At 35.6% G+C, this 11,710-nt stretch carries 9 protein-coding genes; 6 read left to right on the top strand and 3 right to left on the bottom strand.

The genetic code is table 11. From position 1 onward, the window contains the following. Positions 1 to 313 precede the first annotated feature (313 nt). Positions 314 to 1,084, top strand: coding sequence for a sulfite exporter TauE/SafE family protein (locus AC6I0I_RS09320; RefSeq protein ID WP_262953823.1), 771 nt, complete (start codon positions 314 to 316; stop codon positions 1,082 to 1,084). Between the two features lie 28 nt (positions 1,085 to 1,112). Here the strand turns inward: AC6I0I_RS09320 and AC6I0I_RS09315 are convergent, their stop codons facing one another. After that, positions 1,113 to 1,832, bottom strand: coding sequence for a GerMN domain-containing protein (locus AC6I0I_RS09315; protein WP_262953822.1), 720 nt, complete (start codon positions 1,830 to 1,832; stop codon positions 1,113 to 1,115). A 376-nt stretch (positions 1,833 to 2,208) separates the two neighbouring features. On the opposite strand from AC6I0I_RS09315, the gene AC6I0I_RS09310 reads away from it, so the two are divergent. The 3 genes from AC6I0I_RS09310 to AC6I0I_RS09300 all read left to right on the top strand — a co-directional run bounded on the left by AC6I0I_RS09310 (position 2,209) and on the right by AC6I0I_RS09300 (position 4,945). Then, positions 2,209 to 3,153, top strand: a complete 945-nt coding sequence (locus AC6I0I_RS09310; protein WP_161831932.1) for an L-lactate dehydrogenase — start codon at positions 2,209 to 2,211, stop codon at positions 3,151 to 3,153. A 98-nt stretch (positions 3,154 to 3,251) separates the two neighbouring features. Further along, positions 3,252 to 4,070 carry a Cof-type HAD-IIB family hydrolase gene (locus AC6I0I_RS09305; protein WP_161831933.1) on the top strand — a complete coding sequence of 273 codons (819 nt, stop codon included), beginning with the start codon at positions 3,252 to 3,254 and terminating at the stop codon, positions 4,068 to 4,070. Positions 4,071 to 4,648: 578 nt separating this feature from the next. Beyond that, entirely contained in the window at positions 4,649 to 4,945 is a 297-nt protein-coding gene (locus tag AC6I0I_RS09300) for a YciI family protein (protein ID WP_161831934.1), read from the top strand. Positions 4,946 to 4,989: 44 nt separating this feature from the next. Here AC6I0I_RS09300 and AC6I0I_RS09295 read toward each other — a convergent pair whose 3' ends face one another. Then, complete coding sequence (locus AC6I0I_RS09295; protein ID WP_161831935.1) at positions 4,990 to 6,972, bottom strand: penicillin-binding transpeptidase domain-containing protein; 1,983 nt, start codon at positions 6,970 to 6,972, stop codon at positions 4,990 to 4,992. Positions 6,973 to 7,527: 555 nt separating this feature from the next. Here AC6I0I_RS09295 and AC6I0I_RS09290 point away from each other — a divergent pair. After that, positions 7,528 to 10,131, top strand: a complete 2,604-nt coding sequence (locus AC6I0I_RS09290) for an ABC transporter ATP-binding protein/permease (protein ID WP_161831936.1) — start codon at positions 7,528 to 7,530, stop codon at positions 10,129 to 10,131. 137 nt (positions 10,132 to 10,268) lie between these two features. Then, positions 10,269 to 11,135 (top strand): LysR family transcriptional regulator, encoded by an 867-nt coding sequence (locus AC6I0I_RS09285; protein ID WP_161831937.1) that lies wholly within the window; start codon positions 10,269 to 10,271, stop codon positions 11,133 to 11,135. Here the strand turns inward: AC6I0I_RS09285 and AC6I0I_RS09280 are convergent. Continuing rightward, positions 11,132 to 11,707, bottom strand: a complete 576-nt coding sequence (locus AC6I0I_RS09280; protein WP_161831938.1) for a chromate transporter — start codon at positions 11,705 to 11,707, stop codon at positions 11,132 to 11,134. The genes AC6I0I_RS09285 and AC6I0I_RS09280 overlap by 4 nt on opposite strands. Positions 11,708 to 11,710: the final 3 nt, after the last annotated feature.

The following is an 11,710-nucleotide window of genomic DNA, read 5'->3' as shown; positions in this document are numbered from 1 at the left end:
GAGTTATCGTGAGACATTAATCGTTCATCGTATAAAAAAACCTCCTATCAGGATTGTTGCTTTTCCTTGAGATGAATCAAATAGGAGAAAAAAACTCTCCAGACGGGAAGTTTTGTTGGGGAAGATTTCCCCTTAAAAACCGAAAAATAATGACAGTTTTTCGACTTTTATCCCTGTTTCATATGGAATAAAGCGAGGAAATGAGTCATAGAATGATATAAAATGTAGAAAAGATAAATGAAGGTGTGTGATGTGATAAGATGGCAATGGATGAGTAGTAAAAGGGTGAGTGAAAGAAGAGGAGGGAACCATTGTGATTTTAAAAACTGTTATCTGTTTAATAGCTGGCCTTTTTGCGGGAGTAGGTACTGGGTTATCAGGGCTTAGTGCCGCGTCTGTGATTTCCCCGATGTTAATTAGTTTTTTAGGTGTTTCTGCCTATGAAGCAGTAGGGATTGCTTTAGCTTCAGACGTTTTAGCCAGCGCCGTATCCGCCTATACGTATGCTAAAAATAAAAATATTGATATAAAAAATGGCTTAGTTATGTTAGGGAGCGTCCTTGTATTTACCCTAATCGGAAGCTATGTTTCCAAATTAGTACCTAATCAAATCATGGGGAATTTTTCAATTTATATGATGTTATTAGTTGGAATTAAATTTATCGTGAAGCCTGTCCTAACTCCAAAGGAAGTGGCGGATGAAAAAACGGTTCGAACGAAAATCATCCAATCTCTTTTATGCGGAGGACTTATCGGGTTTATTTGCGGATTTATTGGTGCAGGTGGCGGAATGATGTTATTATTAATTTTAACAAGTGTTTTGCGATATGAGTTAAAAACCGCCATTGGGACGAGCGTTTTTATTATGACCTTCACTGCATTAACTGGAGGTGTTTCTCATTTTATTATTGGCGGAATGCCAGATTTAGTTATCTTATTTTTATGTATTCTTTTTACTTTATTGGGGGCGCGGTTATCCGCACAATTTGCCAATCGGGCGTCAGAGGTTGTTTTAAGCCGAACACTAGGCGCCATTCTTTCGATTCTTGGCCTTGTGATGATTGGAATGTCGTTTTTTAGTTAAATGAAAAAAAGGATAAATCCCGAAGGATTTATCCTTTTTTCACATACTCGGTTGCATCGTCGACCGAAACTTTAAAATATCCACTAGACGTGGTGTCACTAGGATTTTTATAAGGTTCCTTGTTAACGAATAGAGCAACTTTTTCAACATTATAGTTATAACCATAAGTGTTGACGAGCGACTCAATAAATTTAGGTTCAATTTTTGAATCTAAATCTGTTGATAAATCGAAGCTATCATTGAAATAAACATTTAAAATTCCTTTTTCTTCATCAAGCTTAGCTGATGTAACAAAGGTTTCATCGTTTACCGCAACAAAATCTTCATTTTTTTGATTATTTTTCAGAGCATTTGTTAAGGCGTTAATATAAGCGCCATCGACAAGTTCGACTGTTTTATCGACGTAAAACATTTTTTCTTTTTCTACATCATAATAGTAGAGTCGACTCGTCTTCTTTTGTGTTTGTGTTTTCTGCTTGGAGCCTGAATCAGAATCTGAATCAGATGCATCCGAAGCATCGTGATTAGTATTAGTGTTAGAATCGGTATCCGCGGTTTGCTGTTTAGAACTAGAATCAGGTTGATCAGCTTTATCGGCTTGATCTTTTTGACCTTCATTCACTGAAGACTCGTTATTCACTACGTCTGTCTTGTTCTCTTTAGAGTCTTTTTCGTTTAATGTTTGGCAACCAAACAAACTAAAAACCATAAAGAAGCAAGTCATGATAGCTACGATAAGTTTCTTCATAAGCTCCCTCCTAAATATTCGATTCGATAGTATTATAACAAGCTAGGATGTAAAAAAAGGAAGAAATGTGGCAGAGAATTAAAATTTTAATAAAAAATTTAAATTTTTGCATATTTTTTATAAAAATGCATATATAAAGGGAATTTAAAGTAAGATGAAGCTCCTAAATTTTAGAATGAGGCTAGCTGTTATTTTTACAAAGATGAATGGAAGATGTATAGACAGGGGGTAATTTTGGGGATAATTTGAAAGAATAGTTTATTGTTAAGCAGTATAACTATAGATAAATGCTATTACATTAATTAGATTTATTTATTTTACCTATAGTAAATAAAGAGGTAAACTATTTAATAGCAATCCAAGGAGGTAGTGGTGAATGAAAAAAGAAATTAGACGTGTTGTATTAGTAGGAACAGGGTTTGTTGGAATGAGCTTTGCTTACTCATTGATTAACCAAGGTGGAACAGAGGAACTTGTTTTAATTGATGTTAATAAAGATAAAGCTGAAGGAGAAGCAATGGATTTAAGTCACGGGATTCCTTTCGGGCCCGAAAAAATTAATATTTGGGCAGGAACTTATGAAGATTGTAAAACGGCAGATGTTGTTGTTATTACAGCGGGAGTCAATCAACAACCAGGTGAGACACGTTTAGCTTTAGTAGAGCGTAACGCAAAAATTATGCGAGATGTTGTCAAAAATGTTATGGCATCAGGTTTTAACGGAATCTTATTAGTTGCAAGTAACCCAGTTGATGTTTTAACCTATATTGCTTGGCAAGAATCAGGATTACCAAAACACCGTGTAATTGGAACAGGGACTACATTAGACACTGCACGTTTACGTCATGAAATCGGGAAATATTTAAAAGTTGACCCACGTAACGTTCATGGATATATTGTCGGAGAACATGGGGATACTGAAACCCCATTATGGTCACATACAACTGTTGGTGTTAAACCTATTTTAGATATTGTAAAAGATCATCCAGAATTTACGAAAGAAGACTTAGACAAAATTTACGTTAATGTTCGTGATGCGGCTTATCATATCATCGATCGTAAACGTGCGACTTATTACGGAATCGGTATGTGTACGACGCGTTTAGTTAAAGCCATTTTAAATGATGAAAACTGTGTCTTACCAGTCTCAGCATATTTAGAGGGACAATATGGATTACATGATATCTTTACTGGAGTTCCAGCCATTATTAATCGTGATGGAGTTCGTGAGGTATTTGATTTAAATATTACAGAAGACGAGTTAAAACAATTAACAAAATCTGTTTCCATTTTAAAAGAAACGTTAGATACTGTGCGATAAAAAATTGTACCGTCTCTTTACGTGTATGACATTAAAAAAAAAAGTTGGTTCATCTTAAATTTAAAAAGGTTTTATTTGCGCCCAAACGAGGAATGTATATGAATATCAAATTAATTTGTATTGATATGGACGGAACATTGTTAATGGATCAGCAACGAGTTGCCCAGGTAGATCAAGAGGCAATTAAGTATGCTAATGATAAGGGCGTCCATGTAGCTATTACAACAGGACGGGTCTATAATTGTGCCAAGCTGTATGCTGAAACGATAGGATTAAAAACGCCGATTATCGCCTCAAACGGGGCCTTTATAGGGGGAACAAACGGTGAACAAATTTACTGTAACCCACTAAATTTGTCGGATATTAAGCAGTTTATGGAATTAACGCAAGAGGAGGGACTACTCTCTTATTTAACTGCTAATTTCGGAATCATTTCAACCCTAGAACTTCCGGATACTAATATTTATAAAGTATTAAATCAAACGTTACCTGATCAACAGAAAATTCGGTTAGAGGTGATTTCTACGCTGGATGAATTAGCCCCATTCGACGGGGAAGTGTTAAAAGGCGTTTGTGTTGGCCAAAACGCGGATCAGTTAAGTCGAATTAAGGCAAAGCTTAAAGAAAGTTGCCCCCATTTAGAGGTGGTATCTTCCTGGAACAATAACTTTGAGGTAATGAGAAAAGGAAGCTCGAAAGGGGAAGCCGTAAAACAGTTAGCAGAATATTTAAAAGTTTCACCAGATCAGGTAATGTGTATTGGAGATAGCGAGAATGATTTATCTATGTTAAAAGTGGCAGGTATTGCGGTTGCTATGGGAAATGCGACACCGGAAGTGAAAGAAGTAGCAGATTATATAACTGCTGATAATAAAAATGGCGGGGTATCTCAGGCTATTTACGAATACATTAAATAAAAAAGGAATAGACCGATTATTCCTATTCTAGATAAAAGTTGTAGATAGGCGTTTAATTTTGCCTTATTTCTAATTTTAAATGAAGTATTAAGTTTAGAAAGGGAAGGATTAGCTATAATAAAGAAGGTAGCAAATCTTTAGAAATAAAGGCTTACACTATCATGTCTTTTCTTCCGTTATAGCATAGGTAGAAAACTTATAGACAACGTTGTCTATAAGTTTTCTTTTTGCTAAAAATAAAAGGTGTTGATTAAAAAAAGGAAGAATATCCATAATAAGTTAAAAGAATTGTTAACCTTAAGAATTCTTTTTAAAGGCAGATTTTCTGTATAGACTCCTTCTATTATTATCATAAAAGACTTGCCACTCCCTTCAGGTATGGCAGGTCTTTTATTCTTTATCCCCTTAAACTTTAATAAAAAGCTAATAACGATTATTTTTAATTAAGCGTCATAACGGGACTGTAGGCCAGCGGGACAAATAATGATATAGTAGAGGGTTTAGTTGTATTTTCATAGACAACAGTGATGTGATTGAATTAGAATAATTGAAACGAATAGAAATAGAGGTGCTTATGAATGAAGTTTTTTATGGTAGAAGGGACACTCCAACATATAGAACAAATGAATGAAAAGGTAATGATGGAACATAAGAGTTATACGCAAAAGGAAATGGACGCGGGAAATATTTTAATGGCAGGTCTTAAGGAGGATATGAGTGGCGGATTGTTTATAATGAAGTCCGATTCCTTAGCTCATGTACAAACCTATTTAGAAAATGAACCTTTTTATACATACGGGATTCAAACGTATCGCATTATTGAATTTTCACCCCATTTTTTAACTCAAAATTTAGCCCAATGGCTCGAAAAATAAAAAAAGGTAGGAGACTCTCGTGAGAGAAGTTCCTACCTTTTTCATTATTTAAGGTAATTAACGAAAACCTCTTTAACCATTTTAACAACACCTAATGTGCCGACACCTTCTTGGACATCCTCTACAACCATTGCAACTGATAATTTAGACGATCCTAAATCAGTTGCAACAAACCAACCATTTTCACTTCCAGTTTGTCCTTGAGTTGATTTGATTTCCGCCGTTCCCGTTTTTCCGGCTAATTGAACCCCATTTATTTTAGCAAGGTGGCCCGTTCCGTCAGCATCATTTACGACTGCTTGAAAATCGGCTTGTAGAATGGATAGATTCTGTTCTGAAATAATCGCATCCTTTAAAACTGTTGGCTGATAATCTTCACTTAAAACAAGATGCGGGGACATAATGCTTCCATTGTTGGCAAGTGAGCTATACGCAAGTGCCATATTTAAAGTGGAAACTAAAATTTCGCCTTGTCCGTAGCCTGTATCTGCTAGTAAAATATCTCCCGTTAGTGATCCACTATTAGAAATCTGACTTTCCTTAATTGGGTAACCAATATTTAAATCGCTTCCGATGGTGAAATTATTAGCCCCCTGAATAAGAGCGTCGCTTCCCATAGCTAGGGCATTCATTGCAAAATAAATATTATCGGAATATTTAATCGCTTCTTTAAGGCTAATAGATGTTTGATCGTTAATGCGGTGAATATTATAATTTCCCCATGAACGATTAGGTTGCCAAGTAGAACCATTGATGGTTTTAACTTCGTTTGGATTTAATGTTCCATTTTCAAGCCCAGTTGCCGCTGTAATCAATTTAAATGTAGACCCAGGGGAATAGAGGCTAGCAAATCGGTTTTTCTCGTCTTCATAACCAATTGCCTCGCGTTGTTGTTGAACACTTTTTGTCATATAGGTTGTAAACCAGTTAGAGTTATAGGAAGGTGAACTTACAAGTGCTAAGACTTCCCCCGTTGTTGAATCAACTGCTGTCGATGATCCCTTTTGCCCTTTCATACTATCGTAGACAATTTGTTGAAGGTTAGAGTCGAGGGATAAGTGAATATCCTTCCCATTTTCAGGTTCCTTACTAATCAACGTGTCAACTTTTTCACCCTCACGCTCGATATAAATTTCATAACCGTTGATTCCACGTAAGGTTGTTTCATAGACTTGCTCAAGCCCAGATTTACCGATCATAGACTGAGCAGTATAAATACCCTCTGTATCTTTTGACAACTCTTCCTCATTAATGGGACGAATGTAACCGAGTAATCTTCCAAAGGCTTCGCTGTCTTTATAAATACGTCCATGTTTTGCCTGTTTAATAACGCCATCTAAATTTAAACTTTCTAGTATGACGAGTGCCTTCGCATCGGGGAGAAGATCAACCAGTGGAACAAAGTATTCCTTATTCGTATTTGCCTTTAATTTTTTTGTAATAGTTTCCTCACTAATATCGAGTAACTCAGAAATTTTAGCTATTTTTTCAGCTTCATTTTCTTGTTCGAATACGGCGGGGTGAATTCCAACGCTAATTAAGTCGCCATCAGTCGCTAAAGCTTCATTGTTTCGGTCGAGAATACTTCCGCGATTCGCAGTTTTCGTACTAATTCGTACTTTATCGCCGCGTTTCATCGTTGGAAAAATTAAACTTTCACTCCAAAGAATTTTTAACTCCTTATTTTCTTTAACAAATGGAAGTGCAAAATCCTTAAGCTTTAATGTTCCTGCGATAGTATCCATTGTTAAATTGAAAGGGATAATGTCATTTTTATGATCAATTTCTCCCATTTCAAATGTAAAATGTGCGGCTTTAATTCCAGAATAAATACTTTTGTATTTTGTTACAAATTCCTCTTCTGTTATTCTTTGTTTTGATTCTTCACTCAGTAGCTGATAAAGCGCGGCGTAATCTCCACCCGAAAGTGTTTCGGTAAAATTTTTAAAAAGCAGTTCATCAGCATTTGAGGAACAACCAGTTAAGATAACGATGCAGAGTAAAAGAACGGATAGAATTCTTTTCATTTGAAACCTCCTTTTGATGTTTAATGGTTATAAATTGACAACAGCTAAGTAGACTAGAAAGAATATAGTTCTTTTGTCAATTATACCCGATTTAGTGAATGAAGTATACGTTCCTCCTTTTGAGAAGAGGCGAAGGATTCACATTTTCTCATTTGTTATAAATTATTGAAATGGAGCGGGGATTATTCCGCTTTTATTTTCTTTTATTGTGGGATGACTTGAAAACGTTTAAACGAAAAAAACAAAATATATCAAAAGTTTGTATCATAGAATGAGGGAGTGTCCATAATGACCTTAGTAGCCTAGAAGTTAGGCTGACTTTTAAATCGTGGAGTGCTAAACATAAATAGACGAAGAAGAGATAGATAAAGTATTTGTCGTAGAAAAATAAACTTGATCTTTAGACCCAATGGCAGGGGTAATTTATTATGTGCGACGGTTTTATTAGGGCGCTTTAGATGAAAGATAGATATGTTGTAAGGTTTTTTAGTTGGAGAGTTTATTTTGAGTTTATTTAAAGGTGGTAAAATCCAGGCTTAAAAGAGGAGGAGAGAAATGTTACAGTTAAAAAATATTGTTAAAGATTATATGATTGGTGATTCGACCCAAAAAGTGTTAAAAGGAGTATCCATTAATTTTAGAGCGAATGAATTTGTTTCTATTTTAGGACCAAGTGGTTCCGGGAAGACAACCCTCCTTAATATTATTGGGGGGCTTGATCAATATACAACCGGTGATTTAATTATTAATGGGGTATCAACACAAAAATATAAAGATTCAGATTGGGACCTTTATCGAAATAAGTCGATTGGTTTTGTTTTTCAAAGTTATAATTTAATTCCACATCAAACAGTATTGGCTAATGTTGAATTAGCGCTCACTCTTGCGGGGGTGTCTAAATCGGAACGAAGACGGCGTGCTACTGAGGTTTTAACTAAAGTAGGTTTGGCGGATCATTTACATAAGAAGCCGAATCAGATGTCAGGGGGACAAATGCAGCGGGTAGCTATTGCTCGGGCCTTAATTAATAACCCTGAAATTTTATTAGCCGATGAACCGACAGGTGCATTAGACACTGAAACGAGTGTTCAAATTATGGAATTATTAAAAGAAATCGCCCGCGATAAATTGGTTATCATGGTCACACATAATCCGGAATTAGCAGAACAGTATTCAACACGGATTATTCGGCTATTGGACGGAAGAATCCAAGATGATACGAGTCCATTAGAGATTGTGCAGACACCATCTTCGGAAAAGGAAGAAAAAGGTCGACATGTTTCAATGTCTTTTTTAACAGCCTTATCTTTAAGCTTTAACAACTTAAAAACTAAAAAAGGACGAACGATTTTAACGGCTTTTGCTGGGAGTATCGGAATTATTGGAATTGCAATGATTTTATCGCTCTCAAGTGGAATGCGGGAGTATATTAATCAAGTTCAAGAAGATACGTTATCATCATATCCCATTACGATTGCGCAACAGGGAATTGATTTACTCTCAACTCGCCAACAACATATCGATACTTTATTAAATATGAGTGGAGAAGAGGAGCATGAAACAGATAAAATTTATCAGGGTGGTTATGCAGCAGATATATTACAATTAGCATCGGTTAAACTTTCAGATAATAATTTAGCTCAGTTTAAATCGTTTTTAGAGAGCAAGGATGGACAGGTAATTAAAGATCAAACAAATGCGATTCAATATGGGTACGATCTAGATTTACAAATTTATAAATCTGATACACAGGATGGAATGATTAAAGTTAATCCTAGTCCACTACTTGAAACAGAGCAATCACAGATGATGAATGAAGAGTTAGGAAGTGCCGTGGGAATGTCATCGACGGGAATCTGGACCGAGATGATAGATAACCAAGAGTTACTTTTTGGGCAATATGATTTAATTGCAGGAGCTTGGCCTCAGAACTTTAATGAGGTGGTTGTGGTTGTCGATGACTCGAATGAAATTTCGGATATGACACTTTATGCGTTAGGATTAAAAGATGTTGAGGAATATAAAGAAATCCAAGCAGCGGTTGAAGAGGGAGTGGCGATTGATTATGACAAGTATCCAAAGCAATCGTATACCTATGATGACATTTTAAAGCAAGAATTCAAACTTGTCTTAAATTCTGATTATTATGAAAAAGTTGGAGATACCTGGGTCGATCGTACAGCGGATGAGACTTATCTTTCAACCTTAATCAGTGAAAAATCTATTCCAATTCAGGTGGTTGGAATCATTCGACCAAATAAAGAGGCAGTTGCAACAACCATTTCGGGAACTGTGGCCTATCGTCGTGATTTAATCGATTACGTGATTGAAAAGATCAATCAGAGTGAGATTGTCCAAGAACAAAAGGCAAATGCAACAATCAATGTATTCACAAATCAGCCGTTTGCCACAGGAGAATTTACAACACAGGAGGAGCTATTATCACAGTTAACAGACGAACAAAAAATGATGTTAGCTGCCCTTCCAGAGAGTGAGCAGGTTAATTATTTGAAAGCTTATGCAGATACATTATCAGCAAGTTATGATAATAATTTACAACTATTGGGTGCCCGTGATTTAAATAAGCCAGCGACGATTTCCCTATATTTAAAGGATTTTAGCTCGCGAGAGACTGTAACTCAAGCTATTGAACAATATAATGAGGACCAACAAAAAGCGGGGCATGATAGTAATACAATTGAATATACAGATATGGTCGGTCTTATGACTTCCTCTATGACCTCTATTATTGATATGATTACATATTTACTTATTGGGTTTGTGTCCATTTCATTGGTTGTTTCATCAATTATGATTGGGATTATTACGTATATTTCTGTTCTTGAACGAACAAAGGAGATTGGAATTTTAAGAAGTATGGGTGCCTCTAAGCGCGATATTTCACGTGTCTTCAACGCGGAGACGGTGATTGTTGGTTTTGCAGCTGGAATGATTGGAATCGGTGTAACGTATTTATTGAATATCCCGATTAATTCGATTATTTCTCATTTATCAGGTGTTAATAATCTAGCAGCTTTACCATTAGGTGGTGCCATTGTGTTAGTCGTTATTAGCGTTATCCTAACGATGATAGCAGGCTTAATTCCTTCGCGATTAGCGTCTAAAAAGGACCCGGTGATTGCACTTCGAGCAGAATAAGATTAAAAAAGATTGGTACGGGGAGATACTCCACGCCAATCTTTTTTGTTGATGATCTTTCGGTGTAGTGCTATGATAAAAGATACAAATCAAGTAAAATGATGACTTGTTTGATATAAATTAGGAGGTAATTTTTGATGAGTATTCGTCATTTACGTATTTTTATTACGGTCGCATCACTACAAAATATGAGTGCAGCAGCCGAACAACTTTTTATTACCCAACCGTCGGTTAGTCAGGCTATTAAAGAGTTAGAACAATATTATGGTGTAAGATTATTCGAACGTTTGTCAAAAAAATTGTATCTCACGCAAAGTGGAGAGGCCCTATTAAAGTACGCGACGCACCTTATTCAATCATTTGATGAAATGGAAACGATGATGAAAAATAAGTCGGATGTTATTTCTTTACGAATTGGTGCCTCTATTACTGTCGGGGGATCATTAATAAACCGTATTTTAAATGAGTTTAACGAGCAGCATCCGAAGATTAAAACACAGGTTATGATTCGTAATACAAGAAAGATTGAAAGACTTTTATTATCGAGTAAGTTAGATGTTGCCTTAGTTGAAGGAAAGGTATCGAGTAAAGATTTAATCTCTAAATCGGTCTATGAAGATCAATTAATTTTGGTTGTTGGAAAGCAACATCCTTTTTACGGATGTGATAAATTAAGCATCTACGATCTCCAAGGGCAAGATATTATTGCCCGCGAAGAGGGAAGTGGGACGAAGATTATTTTTGATAATATCTTAAAGGAATATCGAGTTGATGTTTTTGAAAGATGGAGTAGCTCCGATACATTATCTATAAAACAGGCAGCGATTCAATCACGGGGGATTGCAATTTTATCGAGTTTAGTTGTCGAAGAAGATTTAAAAAAAGGCACACTACATAAGATTGCCCTTGAAGAAGTTTCATTATCAAGAGAAATTTATGTTGTGTACCATAAAAATAAATTTTTATCAGATTCATTAAAGTATTTTTTAGACTGTCTGCATTAAAATAACGTTGGAAGTAAGTAAATAAGTGTCCCAATAAATCCCGAACCAAAAATAACTGGGATAGGTCCAACTTTGAATTTACGGATGGCCACTAATCCTACAACGAACAATAAGAATTCAACAATTCGAAAGTTTGATAATACAATATCTTGTTTTTCAGCTTGGAAAATCGCAAGTGTTAAAATTGATAATCCAGCTGATGAAATAAGGGCCACAACCGCTGGTCTTAAACTTGCTAAAATGGTTTGGACACCAGAAAAATTACGATATTTGTAGTAAAAATGAGCCAATGTTAAACAAATGATGAATGATGGAATAATAACACCAATTGTACAGATTAAAGCACCAGGTAATCCACTTAATTTTGTTCCAACAAAAGTTGCCGCATTAATTGAAATAGGTCCCGGTGTCATCTCTGCAATAGTTACGAGATCCGCAAATTCGGCTAATGTCATTAATTCACGAATATTAACAATTTGATTTTGAATAAGAGGAAGTGCGGCGTAGCCACCCCCAACGCTAAATAATCCAACTTGAATAAAACTTAAAAATAAACTCCAAATGATACTCATTGT

Source organism: Turicibacter sp. St.80E1 (assembly GCF_059728495.1).
This window is presented reverse-complemented; position numbering and strand designations above follow the sequence as displayed.